The sequence below is a fragment of the Clostridium sp. UBA4548 genome, assembly GCF_002387895.1.
GTDB lineage: Bacteria > Bacillota > Clostridia > Clostridiales > Clostridiaceae > Clostridium_J.
The window spans coordinates 68,642-86,738 of sequence record NZ_DGLI01000006.1 but is presented as its reverse complement, the minus strand read 5'-3'; the positions used below and the strand labels follow the sequence as shown (position 1 = coordinate 86,738).

The following is an 18,097-nucleotide window of genomic DNA, read 5'->3' as shown; positions in this document are numbered from 1 at the left end:
ATTATTTTACAGACTCATTTTCAGTTGAAGTAATAATAAGCATATTTTTTGTTAATAGGTTCATCAATAGGTAGACCTAAGGATTCTCTTCACATTATAATTCCTTATAACTTATACTAATATCATTACCAAGCTTCATATTCTTTATCTTAATTTTATCCTTTTCCACTTCTTCTTCTCCAATTAATATAACATTTTCAGCCCCTATCTTATTTGCATAACTCATGGTCTTCTTTAAAGTCATATTTTCAAAGAATATTACTGCCCCATACCCCCTTAATTGTAGGTATTTTAGCACTTCTCCACAATATTCCATTGTTTCTCCTATTGGTATTATTAAATAATCCAACTTATTCTTTACCTCATATTTATCAATAAAACCAATTTCCTTTAGCACAAAAAACAATCTAGTTATTCCTATAGAAATTCCAACTCCTGGTAATATATTTTCTGTATAATTCTCTGCTAAGTTATCATACCTTCCACCAGAGCATATAGATCCATAGCTTTCATTCCCTAACAATACTGTTTCGAAAACCGTTCCTGTATAATAATCTAATCCTCTTATAATCCTTAGATTTATTTCAAATTCACTACTTTCTACTCCTAGAACTCCTAGCATAAAGTTAACTTTCCCTAGCTCTTCTACGCCGTCAATAAAACACTGGTTTTTAATATTAAATTTTGATAACTCTTCTAACACTTCTTCATTAGTTCCTTTAATACTTAACAACCTATTTAAATACTCACTTTTTTCATTACCTATAAGAATATTAAGTTCATTAATAAATACTTGTTTTTCTATTTTTTCATATTTATCAATTAATATCATTACCTCAGCTGTACTTTCTATATTTAATTCACTTAATATGCCCCTTAATATTTTTCTATTGCTTATTTGAAATCTATAATTACTTAACCCTATTTCCTTAAATGCCTTAGAGGCTAAACTTATAACCCAAGCATCATTATTTATACTTAAACTCCCTTTTCCAATAACATCAATATCACATTGATAAAACTCCCTATATCTTCCCTTTTGGTTTCTCTCCCCTCTATATACCTTTCCTATTTGATATCTCTTAAAGGGAAAAACTAACTCATTATAATACTGAGCTACGTACCTAGCAAAAGGAACTGTCAAATCAAATCTTAAAGCTAAATTATTTTTACCCTTTTGAAAACTATACACTTGCTTTTCTGTTTCCCCACCTGTCTTAGCAAGCAAAACCTCTGCTTTTTCTATTATTGGTGTATCTATTGCCATGCACCCATTTCCTTCATATACACTTTTTATTTTATTTACTATATCATCAAATATTGCTTGTTCCTTAGGTAATAGCTCCATAAATCCTGGTAATATAGTTGGTTTAATAACATTATTTTTCACTTTAATCACTCCTATAAATATTTTTTAATAATAATCAAGTTCATTTTGTAGGGCAACTTTGGAAGGAGATTTTACTCAGCAAAATCACCTTTATTACAACAAAGTTTAATTTTTAGCACAAGACTCCCGCCTGAAAGCTAAGGGAGAACTAGGCTTCTAAAACATCTTTAAATACAACAAAAGCCATGTAGGCATATATCCCACATGGCTTAATAAATTACGATTGCACTTAATTTATCATTACCTAGAGATACAAGCCTAATGCTAATAGACTTGTATCTGCTTTTTTACAGATCAAGTCTCTAGTAATGATGATGTATGTTGTTTTGTTTAACAATACTAAGTGCTCTCATAACTTTCCTCCTAAAATTATATTACTATTATAATATAACAATCCCTTATAAAGTTCAAATTTATTTCATATCTTTACTTCTTGAAAAATCTAGAAGTTGATAATTTGTTGAAAGGATTGCTTTTGCAATTTATTGTACGGTTCATCTTATAAGTTGTAAATAAAGTTTGACAAGCAAACATTTATATAAAATTATGCTCTATAGTGGTTTTATATAAACATTTTTAGACAATTCTCTAAGCTCATCTATATCTAATACATATATTTTTTTATCCTCACATTTTATAATTGATTTTGCTTCCATTTCTTTAAGTGTTCTGTTTAAGTGCCTATATGTTGTACCTAAAAACTGCGCAATATCTAAATATGATGAATTCAAAATTATACAATCCTCATCTGTTAAATGTTCAATTAAATAACTAGACAGTCTGTTAGTAAGTGGGTATATAAAATTATATGAGCTATTGTTAATAGTCCCATAAAGCTTTTCACTCAAAGAATCTACTAAATGGCGTAAAAACTTTACGTTATCAAAATATTTTTCTCTTAGCATTGCTGAAGGTATTGCTATGAAATAAGTATCTTCTATTGCATCAACATTACAAAGTATAGGAATATCCTTTAAAAGTTCTAAATCCCCTATGGTATTAAAAGCTGTATAAAATTTTAAAGGCATTGATTTTCCATTTTCAAAGGAATAATAAATTTTAATTTTACCCTCCACAAGTAAGTAATAATATTCAAGTTCTTCTCCTGCTTCTAGTATATATTCTTCCTTTTCGTAGAAGTAAAGTTGACTCTGTTTTAATATTTCATTATCAAATATCTTATCAATATTATGTTTTTTTATATAATTATTTAAAAGCATATCATCAAAAACTTTTCTCATAAACCCTCCTAACATGACCAATGTCATGTGCAAATCGTTATAAATATATTATTTTATTAGTGATGACTTGTAAAGGGGTGAATTAAATTGAGTATGTATGGAAACCTAGCTGTTTTAAACGGTATTCTTCTTGCAATAATGATATTCTTAAATAGTGTTTTATCAAAAAAGATAGGATTATATAATAGTACATTAATTTACCATATATTCGGATTTATACTAATTTTACTAATATCAATAATTAGAAAAAACAAACCTCCAAAATTTAATCAGATACCTATTTTTCTTTTTATACCAGGAATACTAAGCGTTTTAGTGATATTCTTAAATAGTATATGTTCATCTAAAATAGGTATAACGCTTACTGCAGGTATGGGATTGTTTGGACAACTTGTATTATCTACTTTAATAGACCATTTCGGCTTGTTTGGCATGCCAGTTATCAAACTAAGAAAAGAAAATGTATTAAGTTTTTCAATAATCATAGTTGGTTTAATTTGTATAATTATCTTATAAGGATGTGATTACAATGTATATATTTTTTTCATTCCTTACAGGAGTATTAATTGTTACAAGCATGATGTTAAATGGACAATTATCTATAAAAGTAGGAATTATAAATAGCATTCTTATAAATTATCTAACAGCTGCAATCTCTTCTCTTGCTTTATGTTTTATTATGGTTAACTCTATAAATAGCTATTCTTCTATATCAAACATTCCTTTAGTTTATTTTTTAGGAGGAGCTATAGGAGTTTTAACAACTTATTTGTTCAATATTGTAGTTCATAAAGTCCCAACAGTATATACAGTTATACTTCGATTTATTGGTCAAATGCTTACAAGTGCTATTATAGATTATTGGTACTTCAATATCTTTTCAATGGGGAAGGTCATAGGTTGTATTCTTTTTTTAATAGGTATTATACTTAATGCCAAATCTAATGAAAAATATAAACAAAATCAAATTAAATCTCTCAATAATTAAATTATTTATATAAAAGGCTGGAGGATATATTATGAAATATGAAGTGATATTATTTGATGCAGATGATACTTTATTCGATTTTAAAAAGTCTGAAAGAGAGGCTTTTAAGAATACTATACTAGAATTTAATATGGAATATGATGAAAATAACCATTTAAAAACTTACCAAGAAATAAATGCAGTTATATGGAAAGAATTTGAACAAGGACTTATCACACAGGAAAAACTAAAGGTAGAAAGATTTAAAAGGCTATCAAATAAATTGAATATAAGTTTTGATGAAAATAACTTTGCAGCGTCATATATGGCACATTTAGCTAATGCATCATTTCTGTATGATGGTAGTATAGATCTTATAAAAAATTTAAGTAAGTCTTATAAACTTTCTATAGTAACTAATGGTCTTACCTTTGTTCAGAACGGAAGGATTAGAAAGTCCATTATATCAAAATATTTTGCTGATATAGTGATATCTGAAGAAATATTAATCTCAAAACCAAACCCTAAAATTTTTGAACATGCTTTAAAAAATATAAATCATATTGATAAAAGTAAAGTATTAATGGTAGGCGATAGCTTAACTTCTGATATACAAGGTGGAATAAACTTTGGGATAGATACATGCTGGTACAACCCTAATAAAATTTCAAATGAAGCATCCATAAAACCGACCTATGAAATTTCTAATTTTAATGAACTTAAGTCTTTATTACTTAATTCATAAAAGTTCCCATAATTAATATGGTAAAAGGTATAGAATTATACTTAATTCTATACCTTTTATGATATTTGTAGAAATCGCATTCACTTATGGTACGGTTCACCGCACCTATTATAAATGATGTTTTCCCATTTTATTCCCATGCTTATATTTTTCATAAATATGGTATAGTTTTCAAATAATATTTCCAAATCCCTAGTGGATGGCTAAGTCAGTTTTGAACGTTTTATACTCCTGGGTTATTGGTGAATTACTTCACTATAGCTAAGGTGGTGGTATTAGACATAATACTTCTATCTATTCAGCATCAAAATCAATAAAGTATTCTCTCTCTGATGTATGTATTGTGAGGGTTGCTAAATTAATATTGTCCTCTAAAATATCCACTCTGTATTCAAACATGATATCATCATTTTGTTTCTTCATAAGTAAGTAACTTCCTTCTTCTTGATCCTCAGCCTCATCACTTATTTCAGTGTAGATTTCTTCGCCACTGACTTCTCCAGGATACCCTGACTTTCTTATCTTTTCCTCTATTGCTTTAAAAAACTTTTCCATTTTTTCGCTCTCTTTCTTTTTTCAAATACCTATTTCTGTTCTAATCAAGTATATACTATGTTTCTAAATAACAGTAGCCCTAATCATTATTAATTAATGATCAGAGGAAAACCTCACTTATGAAACTCACATAGTTCTCAATGACCTCTAGGCTAATAATTACTTCATATTTTAATCATTCAATTAGATTATTATACCTTGAAAATGATCCATTTCGTGTTGAATTATTTGTGCTATAAATCCAGTGAATTCTTGTTTTTGCGTTTTAAAACTCCTATCAAGATATTCAACTTCTATTTTTTTATATCTCTTTGTTTTTCTAAAGCCAATTAAAGATAAACAACTCTCTTCAGTTTCATAAATCCCTTCTTTATTTAATATAACTGGGTTTATCATAGGCACAATAAGGTTGCCTACAGCAAATACTAATATACGCTTTTTTACTCCAATCATATTACCAGCCAATCCAACACAATTCTCAAGGTTTGCTCTTAATGTATCTATTAAATCATCAATCACTACTATATCACTTTTAGTTGCATCTTCTGATTTTTGTCCTAAAAACAATATATCTTTTATAATTGGTTTTATCATAATTTATACCTCTTATTCAATTATATTTTTTATAAATCATACTATATCATATTTAAAATTAGTACATCTAGTCCATCACTCAGTTGGCACATCAATGATACTTATGGTACGGTTCTCCGTAACAGTGCTATCGGAGGTTTTTCTTAAACCTCCGATAGTTTAATCTTAATTCAGTTATTATCTTGGTTAAACTTTTTAAAGTTATTAATCCTCTTTATTTCATTAATTATTTCATTTCTTGCCTTGTTAACTAACTCCTATGACTTTTGGGCAATATAAAAACTTCTTTTTAATGAGCGTTTCTATTTTAAGTTCAAATGTATATTTTAAATTCTATATTCTTTTATATTTATATGAAAAAGAGCTCTATTAGAGACTCCTTTTATCCTTTTCATTTTGCTTTCTTTCTATCTCATTTTTAATTTTGTCCTTATTTACCTTAAAATAAATTGCACCAGCCAAACTTAATAATACAACTATTGGATACACATTATCACCTCTACATATTTATCGTATTTATTGTAAGTTTCTGAATACAAATTCCCCCCTACAATTAAATAACGTCCCAGAATACCAATATCTTTTGAAAACCAAAAGATATTACTCTAGGCTTACCTTCTTCTACAGTTTTATAAAAAGGTATTGCAAATTTTTAATTTGTATGATACCCTATGTTTGATTTTAATGAATGGAGGGTTGCTTAAAAATGTGGATTTCATCTCGATTATATACTTTATGTAACTAATTAAATAGTACTTAAAGGCTCTACCTATGTGTAGGGTAATCGGGATTAGTCTATCTATTTTTAAGAACCCTTATTAGCGGAGTTTATTTAATGCATTTAGGGATAGAGACAAATCTATCCTTTTTGTTTTTAAAGATAGAATGGTAATTAATGAAAAACAAATAAAATTTTCTTAATTAATATGAATTTATGGCTTCATTTCTTTATTGCTTGTGTAAGCTTTTATGAGGGAGTATATACTTAAATTCTTAAATTAGCGAGAAGTATTTTATTATGTAATATGATTATAGGCTAAATCAACAATGATGACTTATTTTGCTATTATAGAATAGGGAATTTCTTTGGTTTTTGTCATCTTCTTCCGTTTACTTAAAGCACAGGTAGCTCGCCTGTGCTTTTTATATTTAATATCTAAATGAAGTGTAAAAAATGCATTAAAAAGTTTGGCATAGGAATTATAGCAATATCATTTTTGGTATTTGTACTTCCCGTAGTACATTCACTTGATAATCGTATTATATAAAACATCCTATGCTAAATTGAGTAAAGGAGGGTAGCTTTACGATGGGAGTAATTATTTCTGTGCAATAGCAGGGGCTATTGCACACTAAAAGTGAGCAACTAAAAAATAGCCTTTGCTAATCCTAAATATCATAGAGTGATTAGGAGATGCAAAATGAGCTATATTAATATATATGACGTTTTGCCAAAAGAAATTGTCGAGCAAATCCAAGAATATGTTGACGGTGTTAAGGTCTATATTCCAAAAAAGCAGATAGCCGTAAATCATGGGGAACCAACACGAACACTAAGCAACTGGTATCTTCGCGTAACAACCAAATAAGACTTGAATATAAAAATGGATTGTCCGTGTTCGAATTAGCTCAGAAATACTTTTTGGCAGAAAAAACTATACAGAAAATTGTGTATTCGCGACAACCGGCTGAATAATATTAAAGCGCCTAAGCTTTTGATAGCTTATGGCGCTTCTTTTTTTGCCAAACAAGAAGGAGGATTCAATTTCTAACTCTGAATGGTATGCTAAAAATATAATAAGTTGTATTGTAGCTAAGCAATTTTAGACATTTGCTCTATATGGAGGTGTTATTGTGGCTGACAACAATATAGAGATTAATCATTCACTCCCTATCCATTATTCTCAGAATTACCTAGCATGTAGTGGATTGATAGATAGATTAATCCAACAATCAAGCATCCGCTCAAATGATGAAGTGCTTGACATTGGAGCAGGAAAAGGAATCATAACAAAAGAATTACTTAACCTCGGCTGTAAAGTTATATCCGTTGAATTGGATCAAAAAAACATATTGTATCTAAAAAAACAGTTTAAGAATGAAACCCAATGTACTTTGATTTTTGGCAACTTCTTGGAATTACCTTTACCAGAAGGAAACTATAAGATTTTTTCTAATATACCGTTTTTTATTACATCAGATGTTCTCGATAAGATTACGCAAGCAAAAAATCCACCTATTGACAGTTATCTAATATTGCAAAAACAGGCGGCAATGAAATATTGTGGATCGATGAAGACTACACTAAAATCTCTTTTGCTTAAGCCAAGATTTAATATGATGATTGTGCACCAATTTTCTCGTAATGATTTTTCTCCAAGACCAAATGTGGATATTGTTTTGTTACGTATTCAAAAGCGTAATGTTGATGAATTGACTATTGAAGAATTTGAGGTATATCGCGATTTTATTTGCTACTGTTATAAGAATAACAAGACTTTTCCTAAAAAAATCTTTACCTACAGACAATTAAAAGAATTGAGAAAAAGACATGGTATAACAAATTATCGAACTTCTGAAATGAGATATGAGGAATGGATAATTTTGTTTAGATGTTTTTTACAATATATAAGTGACGAAAAGAAATCACAAGTGAGAGGTTCATACAGTCAATATCTTTTACAAGAATCACTCCTAAAAAAGCAATTTAGAAGCAGGGGCTAGACTTTTAGCACAAAATCCAGATTCAAACGGAAAAGTTCATTTTATCTGACAAATAAAGTGAAAAACCTGTTTTCTCATTTATATTCCTCTACTCAAAAGCACGATAAAAAACATAGATCCGTACGATATTGTTTTTATTGGCTATCCTGTTTGGACGACTACTATTTCGCAGGCAATTAAGAGCTTTCTATCGGAACGTGATTTTTAGAAAAAACGGTTATCCTCTTCTACACCCATGTCAGATATGGCAGCGGCAGAAGTTTATAACAGGTATCCTTTGTAAGATGGCATTATCCCAAACCAAAGTAATAAAAAGGGAAATATATTCAAAATAAGTAGAGACAAGGTCAAACTTATCAAAAGGTGGTGTCGCAAAGCCGAGAGTCTACGGTGCATATAGCACTATGATAGTCTTGTTGCTAAAGAGGTATTTCTTATGACACGATTTTCTATCCTCTTCTGAGGTATGCATAGAAACGAAGTAATCTGTATATACCGTCCTTTACCCTTACACTTTCATATTATAATTTTAAGTAAGTCAGTATTTCGCCACCACTGCCATTTTATTTATAAGTATATTTAATTTAAAATCCAAGTAAAAAGGTTATAATAAATAAAAAATTCTCCCAAATACAAGTATTGATGAACTGCTATATTCCAAAATCAAATTATTTCATTTATGGTGATAAGGTACCATATGCCACTCCAATACACTCATTGATATAACTGTTATGGAGTTAAAAACCTCATTTACTTATGGTACGGTTCACCCTTCATTATCCTAAAACCTCTATATATCTGCTCTAGTAACATTACTCTAAATAATTGGTGTGGGAATGTCATCTTGGAGAAGCACAACTTATAGTTTGCTCTATTTAGTACCTCTTGGGCAAGCCCTAAGGAACCACCTATAACAAATGCTAAGTCACTTTTCCCACTTACCCCTAATTCTTCTATGTAGGAGCTAAATTCCTCTGAGGTTAGCATTTTTCCTTTTAGGTCTAGAGCTATTACAAAGCTATTATCTTTAATGGCCTTTAGTATTGCTTCCCCTTCTTTATTTTTGATTTGTAATTCTTCCTTTTCTGAGGCATTGTCAGGAGTTTTTTCGTCCTGAAGTTCAATTATTGATATTTTGCAATATCTTTGAAGTCTTTTAGCATATTCATCTATGGCTTCTTTTAAATACTTTTCTTTTAATTTTCCCACTGAAATCACTGTTATGTTCATAATATCTCCTTATGTAAATATCTTTTTCAAAATATGTAATAGTATTATTTAATGTGCTGCTTTCCATACTTTAAGCATCTTGTAACACTATGTTGCCAATGAAAACCTAATTTAATGCAAAACAAGCACCCTTATAAGTTATTTATTCTATAACTCATAAAGATGCTTAAATTCTAAAATTATTGTGCTAAACTAATTAGTTGCCACAGCATTTCTTATATTTTTTTCCGCTTCCACATGGACAAGGTTCATTTCTTCCAACTTTGTTTTCATTAACAACAGTTTTTGAACTTCTCCATTGTCTTTGGATTTCTTTTCTCTTTTCTTCTGAGAATATTCCATCCCATTGTGGTAATGAATAAAGGTAGTCTGCTTTAGAGTCTAACATGTTGAAATATAACTTTTCAAAGTTTATTTTAAGTTCTACTTCTGAATCTCCCTCGATTTTTTCAAGATCAAGATCATTTTCTAAACTCTCATTTATTCCATCTAAGAATCCCATGAATTGTATGTCAGTTACACCAAATTGTTTTGATAATTCACTTAGTATACCTTTTAACTCACCACTATGGTTAGCTAATACTTTGCTATATATGTTAGTTTCAACTTGTGCATACTCTTTCCAGAATGCTGGCTCACCATTTTCTCTAACAAAATCTACAACATAATCCGTCCAGTTTGTATATAAACCCATGTTCTTATCTCCTTTTTATTCAATGTATTACATCTTTGTTAGTTAATTATAATAAAAATACCCACCTTTTTCAACAATTACTTATTTTTGAATTTTTAATGTTTCAATATTATCTTTTGTAAAAGGTTTTGAAATATTATAATTTCCACCTAAAGTTTCTATGTTCTTATTTTCTACAGTAATCATTATTTTTTCCACAGAAGGCAATTGGGTTAGTGAGCTTGCTATGGATGACAATAAAGTCTTTTCCTGACCCTCTGTCATAGCAAGTTCTACGTTGTTGCTTAAATTTACATGCGCAATTCCCTCTTTAATAGAAAAACTTAAAAGCTTAGTTTCTTTAGGAAGTGTTGGCTTAGAACTACTAACCACTGCTGGCCCTTTAATTAGCTGTTGCATTATAATTTCACCAACAAGCTCCTCTTTATTAAGAAGTCTTTCTTCTTTTAAAAGGCTCTTATTTTCATCTTTAGAATCATTAAAATAAAGGTCAATTTGAATAAATCCATCTTTTTCTGAAGGAAATTTACTATTTTCTAATTTTTCTTTCGTTGCAATGCTTACCTTATCTTTTTTCCCATCAGTAACCTTAAAAATAATTCCCGCTGTAATAATTACTAATAATATACTTACTGCTATTACTAATTTCTTACTCATAACTTCCTCCTAACTATATTATTTTCTAGGAAATCAAATTAAATTTAAATCTAAATATGCCCTGATTTCCCTACGGCTTTTAGAAATTACTCATTTAATTTTAATCTTGGAAGCCTACATGAACTAGTTAGTGTAGATTTTTAAACCTCTACAACTCTATAGCTGTGTTACTAAGCTATGTTTGTCTCTACTTGCCATATTTAAAGTCATATCTTTTCCTAATTCCACAGAATTTTCTCTTAGCACACTAAGTACTGTTTCATAGGCAAGTTCAGGATAATTATTTGTTCTGCTTAAGTGTCCTAAGTAAATAGTCTTATAATTAATTCCTAAAATATCTAAAATAGCTCTTCCACATGCCTCATTAGAAAGATGTCCTATATCGCTTAAAATTCTCTTCTTTAGTGGATACGGGTAAGGACCGAACTTTAGCATTTCTATATCATGATTGCTTTCTAAGAGCACTACATCAGCATCCTTCAATGCTTGTTTCACGCTATGGGAAAAATGCCCTAAATCTGTAGCAACGCAAGCTTTACCCCTTTTAGAATGAATTTTATATCCTGATGGCCTTGCCGCATCATGAGCTGTTTCAAAACTTTCCACAGTAATGTCTTTAATCTCTGTAAAGTTTCCTTCTATAATTTTAACATTATGCTCTTTCACCTTACCAATTTTATCAAACATTGCTTTCCAAGTTAGTTCATTAGCATATATAGGTATATCATACCTTCTTGATAGAACTCCTATTCCTTTAATGTGATCTGAGTGTTCATGGGTAACAAAAATTCCATCAATTTCTTTTGGGTTTTCCTCAATGTTTAAAAGTTCATTTTCTATGGATTTCCCTGGCATTCCCACATCTATTAAAACTCTTGTATTATCACTAGCTACAAATATACTATTTCCACTACTACCACTAAATAACGGACAAAATTTCATATTATACTCCTTCTAGTTGACTTTAACAGAAGAATTCAAAGATTTACTCATATATTCTCTTTATGTCTGCACCTAAAGCCTTGAATTTATTTTCAATATTTGGATAGCCCCTATCAATATGTTCAATTCCTTCTACAATAGTAGTTCCCTTTGCAATTAACCCTGCTATAACCATGGCAGCTCCAGCTCTTAAATCCGTTGCTCTAACTTGAGCCCCTGTTAAAAGCTCTACCCCATCAATTATTGCAATTCTTCCCTCAACTTTTATGTTAGCACCCATTTTCTTTAGTTCATCTACATGCTTAAATCTACTCTCATAAATGCTTTCGTTAATTATACTTCTTCCACCTGCTATAGTTGAAAGTGTACTCATTGGTTGTTGTAAATCTGTTGGAAATCCAGGGTAAGGCAAAGTTTTTATATTTACCCCTTTTAACTTCCCATTAGACTTTACAGTGATTGCATCATCATGCTCTATTACTTCAGCTCCCATTTCAATTAATTTTGCTGAAATAGATTCAAGATGTTTTGGAATTACATTGTTTATGATTACTTCTCCACCACAAGCTGCAGTAGCAATCATAAAAGTACCTGCTTCAATTTGGTCTGGAATTGCAGAATAATTACATCCTGTAAGTTCTTCTACTCCTGTAATTCTTATGATATCTGTTCCTGCCCCTTTAATGTTAGCTCCCATGCTATTTAAGAAGTTAGCTACATCCACTACATGAGGTTCCTTTGCTGCATTTTCTAAAACTGTCACACCTTTAGCCAAGGTAGCAGCTAGCATCACGTTAATTGTAGCCCCTACACTCACTACGTCAAAGTAAATACTAGTCCCTATTAACTCGTCTTCTACTTTTATATTTACAGCTCCGTGTTCAATAACAACTTTTGCACCTAGGGCCTCAAATCCTTTGATATGTTGGTCTATAGGTCTTACCCCAATAGGGCATCCCCCTGGCAATTCTACTCTTGCTTCTTTAAATCTAGCAAGTAATGCTCCTAGAAAATAGTAAGAAGCTCTCATCTTTCTCACTTCTTCAATATCAGCATTAGTAGTTGTAATTTCTGTACTATCTATTGTTATGGAGTTTAAAGACTTCTCCACCTTACATCCTAAGTATTTTAAAATTTTCTCTATGCAATTTATATCTTCAATATTTGGTATGTTATCAATAGTTGAAACTCCCTTGCTCGCTATAATTGCTGCAGGCAATATAGCTACAGCTGCATTCTTAGCTCCATTTATATTAACTTTTCCAAATATAGATTTACCACCGTTAATAACCAGTTTCTCCATTTAGGTATCATCCTCACTATTTTTTTATCTATACTATAGGTAAACCACTTTTAAACTTTGTTTATTCATAAGTCTTCCTTGGTTCCCTTAAGATTTTTTCAATATTTATATATCAAATTTCTAATTTATATGACTTTAATTCACAAAATTTTCACATCTGTAGGTCATACATTTTTTATTATATCATATACTGCTGATATTTTAACAATAATTTTAAAATATGTGTCAGGTTTTTTTTGCCAACTTAGTGTAAATAATAAAAAAGGTTATAGTTTTTCCATGTAATTCTACTAACCTATTACAATAGAATTTAAATATGTTATAATATCTTATAATTAACAAATTAATAGGGGCCCTCTATATGCCAATAGATATGCCACTTTATAGGGTTTGACAGATAAGTTATGTATTTTTTACGTTTATAATTAGACTCCCTATATATTATACGTTAATATTATGTTATTTTTGGAGGAAAGATATGAAATATTATTTAGTTGCAATATTGGATGAAAACTCTTCCACTGATATTGTAAATATACAAAAGAATGTAAGCAGAAAATATAAGTTGTTTAAAAACACTCCATGTTTATATATTCCTCTTGGGTCAGTGACTAATGCAGATTTTGAGAAACTAGATGAAGTTATTACTAAAATAATTAGTCCTTATAAAAAGTTTAAAGTTGGTATAGATAACAATCTTATACTTAGTGATGAGTTAAACACAGTAAACCTTAAAGTAGAAGATAAGGGTTATATAAATAGAATCTGGAGGAATATGTTTGACACCTTAAACTTACACGGTTTTTCTGTTAGAGATTTTAATTCAAATACCTTTAACATTCCGTTATCTACTGCAAATCACAATATAAGAAAGGCTTCTTCAAATAATGCTTTGATTATTGATAGTTCAAAGAGCAAAGAAGATTTCCTTAAGTTTGCAAAAATAAATAGAATTGAAATTTGGAAAGCATTAAATAGTAAAAAGGATTCCATTGTAAAAACTTATACCCTAAAAGATTATTAAGTTTAAATATTGGGGGCTATACAATGATTTATTACTTAGTAGCAAATTTGGATTGTGATTCTTATAAGGAAGTAGAGATTATTCAAAGAGAACTATGTGCAAAATATAAGCTGTTTACCCCTGATGAAAAGCTTCCAAAGCTTCACATTACAGTAGAAACAATTGAGGATCCTGATTTGAAAGCCTTAGATTTATGGATTAAAGAGGTTATTAAAAGCTATGAACCCTTTGAAGTAGAATCAAATGGTGTTGTTTGTTTTGAACCTCCTCACAAATCTGTTAATTTAAATTTATTGAAAGGTGGTCCTCTAGAGAAATTATCCTACAACTTAAACACTACATTGAAAGAAACTGGCTTTAAGGTTAGAGAAAACTTAGATAACTATATTCTTCATATTTCTCTGGCTAATTCGTATTTTTCAAAAAATCAATGGAGTGATTTTGATTATGAAACTGCTTGTAACGTAGCTCATAACCTATGTTATAATATAAAAATCAAAGTTAAAACCTTGGAATTATGGAAACCAACCATGGATGAGAGTGATATGGTAGTTTATACCTATGTACTTTCTTAAACTTTGAAATAAACTTAAGTTAAAAGAGAGGAAAACTAATGGATTTAAATAAACTTTTTTCAATGCAGGAAGTTTTAGATAAAAGAATTGAAAATGAACATAACCTTGAAAATCAATGCTTAATTAATAAAAAGGTTCTAGCTCTTTTTGTGGAGGTTGGTGAACTTGCAAACGAAACAAGATGCTTTAAGTTTTGGAGCAAAAAAACTGCTTCTCCCAAGGAAGTAATTTTAGAAGAATATGTAGATTGCCTTCATTTTATTTTAAGCATAGGAATTTCCAGTAACTTTAAGGATATTTTGCTAAGTGCTCCTGAAAGTTCACATGATGATGCCACTGATAGCTTTCTAAAATTAAGTTGCCTTATTTCTAATTTTCTAGGAAATAAAACTAGAGAAAACTACATAACCCTATTTAACAATTTTCTAAACCTAGGAAATATGTTAGGCTTCAATGAAGAGGATATAGAAAAGGCTTATGTAAGCAAAAATGAAATTAATCATGAAAGACAAAATCAAGGTTATTAATTAATAAATATTTGTTATATTTCTTGGTTAAACTATCCTTGAGGATGGTGATTTTATGTTAGGTATCATTTTCTCCATTGTGGCAGGTGCTGCCATGAGCCTTCAAGGAGTTTTTAACACAAGATTAGGACAAAAAATTGGACTTTGGGAAACTAGTGTGTTTGTCCAAGGTATAGCTCTTATATCCTCACTAGTTGCAGCCTTTGCTATGGGTGATGGTAGCTTTAGGGCTATTAAAGATGCTAATAAGTTATACCTATTAGGTGGTGTCCTCGGTGCAGTTATAACTTTTACAGTTATGCGTGGAATAGGTGCTCTAGGGACTACCCTAGCAATAGCTATAATTTTAGTTGCTCAACTTACTGCTGCAGCAGCAATTGACCATTTTGGGTGGTTTGGTGCACAGTGTATACGTTGTGGCTTTAGACAATTTTTAGGTGTAGCTATAATGATACTTGGAATTATTATTTTTAAGTGGAAAAGCTAATTAATGCTTTTCCATTTTTATTTTTTGAAAAACTACAACTTAAAGATATTCATACTATAAGTTGTCTGTATTATATCTGTCTTTAGTATCTGTTCTTCTATACTTAAAATTCAACTTGCTTCCTTTCTTTTACTAGAAATTATTACATAAAAAATATTTTTATTATAAATTTAAATATTTCCTATTGAAATTTATAATACTTAAAGAGATAATTATAATGAATTTTAAATTAGTGTTAGGAGTGACATGTATGGATTTTAAGCAATTAGAGGCTTTTATAAGTGTTGCTAAACTTAGAAGTTTTTCTAAGGCAGCAAATGCTATTTACCTCTCTCAACCAACGATAAGCTCTCATATTTCTAGCTTGGAAAGAGACCTAAATATTCAACTTTTTGATAGAACTTCTAAGGAAGTTAACCTTACCCCTGCTGGAGAGTCTTTCCTTCAGTATGCTAATGACATAATAAACACTAGAAATCATGCAGTAACTGAGCTATCAAACTTTAATAATAATATCTCAGGAAAATTAAATATTTCAGCTAGTACAACTCCCTGTAATTCCATTTTGCCCACTCTTATCAATAAATTCAACGAACTTCATTCTAACGTAAAGTTTAATGTTAAAGAACAAGGTTCTGTTGGAATAATAAAGGACATTATTGATTTAAACTGTGAGATAGGCCTTGTTGGTACAAGCATTGAAAATGCAAAAATTAAAAGCTTTAAAATTATGGAAGATGAGTTAGTTATAGTTTCAAACCCTAAACTAAACTTGCCCGATAAAGTTACTATTGATGAACTTTTAAAATATAATTTTATAATTCGAGAGAAAGAATCCGCTACTAGGCAAACATTAGAATTATCTTTAGCTCATTCTAATGTTGATTTAAATAAAATTAAGGTGCTTTGTGAAGTTAATACTCTAGATGCTCAATTAAAGTTTGTTAAGCTTGGCATGGGAATCTCCATTATGAGCCGTGGTCTTTGTGAGGAGTATTTCCATAGTGGATTACTAAAATCTACTTCCCTAGAAGATATCTCTCTTAATCGTAGCATTTATTTAATTGTTAGTTCTAAGAGAACCTTATCTCCTATTGGTTCAGCATTTTTCAATATGTGTAAGGAAATATATAATTTAAAATAATTGTTTAACATTTGAGAGTCTTCTTCATATAATAATACTAGTGTAACAATGTATTTGGAGGCTCTCATGTTGTTTTTTGGTAGAAAACTTGATCCTACACTAAAACATGCAATTTCATGCAGTTTATATAATAGCTATAGAATAATTATTGAGTACAAATCTCTTAGAGAAAACATAGAAAAGAAAATTAAATCTCTTAGAGGCAAAGTAATCTTTACTATTCCCTCAGTAAAGTGTATTACTGCAATAATGAATGGTAATTCCATTAAGCGATTAGTTGAATTGCCTGAAATTCGGTATGTTGCTTTAGATGACTTTGCACAACTTTGCAGTAGAAATCTTTTATCAGCCAACGGAATCTCTCTTCAAAGTAGTTCTACTATATTGAAGGGCGACTATAACTTAAGTGGCAATGGAGTAGGTGTAGGGCTTATCGATAGTGGTGTTTACCCCCATCCTGACCTGTTAAATCCTAAAAATAAAATAAAGAAATTTATGGATTTAATTAATGGATTTAATTATCCTTACGATGATAATGGTCACGGGACTCTTATGGCTGGTGAAATTTGTGGTAGTGGTTATGGGTCTAAGGATAAGAATAAAGGAATCGCACTTAACAGCCACATAGTAATGATAAAGGCTTTTGATAAGCTAGGAAGAGCATATATCTCAACTACTTTACTTGCTCTTGAATTCTTATACAATGATATAGAAGAATTTAACATAAAAGTTTTATGCCTTCCTTTTGAAACCTTTAATATGTCTAAATTTATACTTCATTTATATAATAAGCTTTTTGAAAAATTTAAAGACAGAAATGTAGTTACCATTGTTCCTGCTGGCCACAATGGTAATGATGAGGATTCTATTAAAGGTATTGCTACTTTGTCCAGTGCAATCACCGTAGGGGGAATGGATACCACCCTAGAATATGTGGTTCCCTCTTATTCTTCCTGTGGCTCAACTAAATCCCTTCAAAAACCTGATTTTATAGCTGCCAGTGAAAATATTATTAGTTTATGTTGTGATACAAGTTACATCTCCGAACGTAATGGTTTGAAAATTTACCCTTCCCATTTAAAAAATCTTTATAAAGATTGCAGTGGTACTTCTTTAGCCTGCGGTTTCATCGCTGGGGTCTGTGCTCTACTTTATGAGCATAATATGGATTATAAGGCAGCTGATATTTACGGTCTTTTAAAACACAGTGCTACCCTAATTAATGATAAAAAATATAAGCAAGGAAATGGCTATATAAACTTAGATAATATACTTCCTAAAAAGCTAAAATAGCAAGG

General features: G+C 30.1%; 21 protein-coding genes and 1 riboswitch. Of the genes, 12 read left to right on the top strand and 9 right to left on the bottom strand.

All coding sequences use genetic code 11. The features are described from left to right. Positions 1–94: 94 nt before the first annotated feature. Together hisS and B3040_RS02920 are read right to left on the bottom strand one after the other, a co-directional pair. Positions 95–1,390 (bottom strand): histidine--tRNA ligase, encoded by a 1,296-nt coding sequence (gene hisS, locus B3040_RS02925; RefSeq protein WP_291570010.1) that lies wholly within the window; start codon positions 1,388–1,390, stop codon positions 95–97. A gap of 551 nt (positions 1,391–1,941) precedes the next feature. Then, positions 1,942–2,631: a Crp/Fnr family transcriptional regulator gene (locus B3040_RS02920; protein ID WP_291570008.1), complete on the bottom strand. Its 690-nt coding sequence runs from the start codon at positions 2,629–2,631 to the stop codon at positions 1,942–1,944. A 93-nt stretch (positions 2,632–2,724) separates the two neighbouring features. Here B3040_RS02920 and B3040_RS02915 point away from each other — a divergent pair, with 93 nt between their 5' ends. The 3 genes from B3040_RS02915 to B3040_RS02905 are packed head-to-tail and all read left to right on the top strand — an operon-like array spanning position 2,725 to position 4,343. Then, positions 2,725–3,147, top strand: coding sequence for a DMT family transporter (locus tag B3040_RS02915; RefSeq protein ID WP_291570014.1), 423 nt, complete (start codon positions 2,725–2,727; stop codon positions 3,145–3,147). 13 nt (positions 3,148–3,160) lie between these two features. Then, positions 3,161–3,619 carry a DMT family transporter gene (locus B3040_RS02910; RefSeq protein WP_291570006.1) on the top strand — a complete coding sequence of 153 codons (459 nt, stop codon included), beginning with the start codon at positions 3,161–3,163 and terminating at the stop codon, positions 3,617–3,619. Positions 3,620–3,650: 31 nt separating this feature from the next. Continuing rightward, positions 3,651–4,343, top strand: a complete 693-nt coding sequence (locus tag B3040_RS02905) for a YjjG family noncanonical pyrimidine nucleotidase (RefSeq protein ID WP_291570004.1) — start codon at positions 3,651–3,653, stop codon at positions 4,341–4,343. Between the two features lie 294 nt (positions 4,344–4,637). Here B3040_RS02905 and B3040_RS02900 read toward each other — a convergent pair whose 3' ends face one another. Beyond that, positions 4,638–4,898, bottom strand: coding sequence for a hypothetical protein (locus B3040_RS02900; RefSeq protein ID WP_291570002.1), 261 nt, complete (start codon positions 4,896–4,898; stop codon positions 4,638–4,640). Between the two features lie 183 nt (positions 4,899–5,081). Next, complete coding sequence (locus tag B3040_RS02895) at positions 5,082–5,492, bottom strand: peptide deformylase (RefSeq protein ID WP_291570000.1); 411 nt, start codon at positions 5,490–5,492, stop codon at positions 5,082–5,084. 1,421 nt (positions 5,493–6,913) lie between these two features. Between B3040_RS02895 and B3040_RS19475 the strand changes: the two genes are divergently transcribed. From B3040_RS19475 to B3040_RS19520, 3 genes are all read left to right on the top strand, one after another. Then, positions 6,914–7,081 carry a hypothetical protein gene (locus B3040_RS19475; RefSeq protein WP_349679158.1) on the top strand — a complete coding sequence of 56 codons (168 nt, stop codon included), beginning with the start codon at positions 6,914–6,916 and terminating at the stop codon, positions 7,079–7,081. 265 nt (positions 7,082–7,346) lie between these two features. After that, positions 7,347–8,216 (top strand): ribosomal RNA small subunit methyltransferase A, encoded by an 870-nt coding sequence (locus B3040_RS02885; protein WP_291569998.1) that lies wholly within the window; start codon positions 7,347–7,349, stop codon positions 8,214–8,216. Between the two features lie 76 nt (positions 8,217–8,292). Then, complete coding sequence (locus B3040_RS19520) at positions 8,293–8,424, top strand: flavodoxin (protein WP_414632514.1); 132 nt, start codon at positions 8,293–8,295, stop codon at positions 8,422–8,424. A 128-nt stretch (positions 8,425–8,552) separates the two neighbouring features. Beyond that, positions 8,553–8,640: riboswitch (cyclic di-GMP riboswitch) on the top strand. Positions 8,641–8,966: 326 nt separating this feature from the next. Here the strand turns inward: B3040_RS19520 and rlmH are convergent. From rlmH to B3040_RS02860, 5 genes are all read right to left on the bottom strand, one after another. Continuing rightward, on the bottom strand, positions 8,967–9,446 hold the full coding sequence (gene rlmH, locus B3040_RS02880) for a 23S rRNA (pseudouridine(1915)-N(3))-methyltransferase RlmH (protein ID WP_291569996.1): 480 nt from the start codon (positions 9,444–9,446) through the stop codon (positions 8,967–8,969). Between the two features lie 196 nt (positions 9,447–9,642). Further along, a complete protein-coding gene (locus B3040_RS02875) occupies positions 9,643–10,140 on the bottom strand; it encodes an SEC-C metal-binding domain-containing protein (protein ID WP_291569994.1) in 498 nt (165 codons plus the stop codon). A gap of 81 nt (positions 10,141–10,221) precedes the next feature. Next, entirely contained in the window at positions 10,222–10,797 is a 576-nt protein-coding gene (locus B3040_RS02870; RefSeq protein WP_291569992.1) for a GerMN domain-containing protein, read from the bottom strand. A gap of 156 nt (positions 10,798–10,953) precedes the next feature. Further along, a complete protein-coding gene (locus B3040_RS02865; RefSeq protein ID WP_291569990.1) occupies positions 10,954–11,739 on the bottom strand; it encodes an MBL fold metallo-hydrolase in 786 nt (261 codons plus the stop codon). A 43-nt stretch (positions 11,740–11,782) separates the two neighbouring features. After that, positions 11,783–13,042: a UDP-N-acetylglucosamine 1-carboxyvinyltransferase gene (locus B3040_RS02860; protein WP_291569988.1), complete on the bottom strand. Its 1,260-nt coding sequence runs from the start codon at positions 13,040–13,042 to the stop codon at positions 11,783–11,785. Between the two features lie 478 nt (positions 13,043–13,520). On the opposite strand from B3040_RS02860, the gene B3040_RS02855 reads away from it, so the two are divergent. The 6 genes from B3040_RS02855 (at position 13,521) to B3040_RS02830 (ending at position 18,092) form a co-directional block, all read left to right on the top strand. Then, complete coding sequence (locus tag B3040_RS02855; RefSeq protein WP_291569985.1) at positions 13,521–14,066, top strand: hypothetical protein; 546 nt, start codon at positions 13,521–13,523, stop codon at positions 14,064–14,066. Between the two features lie 23 nt (positions 14,067–14,089). Beyond that, positions 14,090–14,641 carry a 2'-5' RNA ligase family protein gene (locus tag B3040_RS02850; RefSeq protein WP_291569983.1) on the top strand — a complete coding sequence of 184 codons (552 nt, stop codon included), beginning with the start codon at positions 14,090–14,092 and terminating at the stop codon, positions 14,639–14,641. A 38-nt stretch (positions 14,642–14,679) separates the two neighbouring features. Next, a complete protein-coding gene (locus tag B3040_RS02845) occupies positions 14,680–15,168 on the top strand; it encodes a dUTP diphosphatase (RefSeq protein WP_291569982.1) in 489 nt (162 codons plus the stop codon). 55 nt (positions 15,169–15,223) lie between these two features. Further along, on the top strand, positions 15,224–15,655 hold the full coding sequence (locus B3040_RS02840; RefSeq protein ID WP_291569979.1) for a DMT family transporter: 432 nt from the start codon (positions 15,224–15,226) through the stop codon (positions 15,653–15,655). 250 nt (positions 15,656–15,905) lie between these two features. Next, on the top strand, positions 15,906–16,799 hold the full coding sequence (locus tag B3040_RS02835; RefSeq protein ID WP_291569977.1) for a selenium metabolism-associated LysR family transcriptional regulator: 894 nt from the start codon (positions 15,906–15,908) through the stop codon (positions 16,797–16,799). A 66-nt stretch (positions 16,800–16,865) separates the two neighbouring features. Then, positions 16,866–18,092, top strand: a complete 1,227-nt coding sequence (locus B3040_RS02830; RefSeq protein ID WP_291569975.1) for a S8 family serine peptidase — start codon at positions 16,866–16,868, stop codon at positions 18,090–18,092. Positions 18,093–18,097: the final 5 nt, after the last annotated feature.

What these genes read in the sequence shown, in the direction of transcription:
- B3040_RS02920 (WP_291570008.1), bottom strand. Translation starts at nt 2,631, where the DNA reads ATGAGAAAAGTTTTTGATGATATGCTTTTAAATAATTATATAAAAAAA.
- B3040_RS02915 (WP_291570014.1), top strand. Translation starts at nt 2,725, where the DNA reads ATGTATGGAAACCTAGCTGTTTTAAACGGTATTCTTCTTGCAATAATG.
- B3040_RS02910 (WP_291570006.1), top strand. Translation starts at nt 3,161, where the DNA reads ATGTATATATTTTTTTCATTCCTTACAGGAGTATTAATTGTTACAAGC.
- B3040_RS02905 (WP_291570004.1), top strand. Translation starts at nt 3,651, where the DNA reads ATGAAATATGAAGTGATATTATTTGATGCAGATGATACTTTATTCGAT.
- B3040_RS02900 (WP_291570002.1), bottom strand. Translation starts at nt 4,898, where the DNA reads ATGGAAAAGTTTTTTAAAGCAATAGAGGAAAAGATAAGAAAGTCAGGG.
- B3040_RS02895 (WP_291570000.1), bottom strand. Translation starts at nt 5,492, where the DNA reads ATGATAAAACCAATTATAAAAGATATATTGTTTTTAGGACAAAAATCA.
- B3040_RS19475 (WP_349679158.1), top strand. Translation starts at nt 6,914, where the DNA reads ATGAGCTATATTAATATATATGACGTTTTGCCAAAAGAAATTGTCGAG.
- rlmH (WP_291569996.1), bottom strand. Translation starts at nt 9,446, where the DNA reads ATGAACATAACAGTGATTTCAGTGGGAAAATTAAAAGAAAAGTATTTA.
- B3040_RS02875 (WP_291569994.1), bottom strand. Translation starts at nt 10,140, where the DNA reads ATGGGTTTATATACAAACTGGACGGATTATGTTGTAGATTTTGTTAGA.
- B3040_RS02870 (WP_291569992.1), bottom strand. Translation starts at nt 10,797, where the DNA reads ATGAGTAAGAAATTAGTAATAGCAGTAAGTATATTATTAGTAATTATT.
- B3040_RS02865 (WP_291569990.1), bottom strand. Translation starts at nt 11,739, where the DNA reads ATGAAATTTTGTCCGTTATTTAGTGGTAGTAGTGGAAATAGTATATTT.
- B3040_RS02860 (WP_291569988.1), bottom strand. Translation starts at nt 13,042, where the DNA reads ATGGAGAAACTGGTTATTAACGGTGGTAAATCTATATTTGGAAAAGTT.
- B3040_RS02855 (WP_291569985.1), top strand. Translation starts at nt 13,521, where the DNA reads ATGAAATATTATTTAGTTGCAATATTGGATGAAAACTCTTCCACTGAT.
- B3040_RS02850 (WP_291569983.1), top strand. Translation starts at nt 14,090, where the DNA reads ATGATTTATTACTTAGTAGCAAATTTGGATTGTGATTCTTATAAGGAA.
- B3040_RS02845 (WP_291569982.1), top strand. Translation starts at nt 14,680, where the DNA reads ATGGATTTAAATAAACTTTTTTCAATGCAGGAAGTTTTAGATAAAAGA.
- B3040_RS02840 (WP_291569979.1), top strand. Translation starts at nt 15,224, where the DNA reads ATGTTAGGTATCATTTTCTCCATTGTGGCAGGTGCTGCCATGAGCCTT.
- B3040_RS02835 (WP_291569977.1), top strand. Translation starts at nt 15,906, where the DNA reads ATGGATTTTAAGCAATTAGAGGCTTTTATAAGTGTTGCTAAACTTAGA.
- B3040_RS02830 (WP_291569975.1), top strand. Translation starts at nt 16,866, where the DNA reads ATGTTGTTTTTTGGTAGAAAACTTGATCCTACACTAAAACATGCAATT.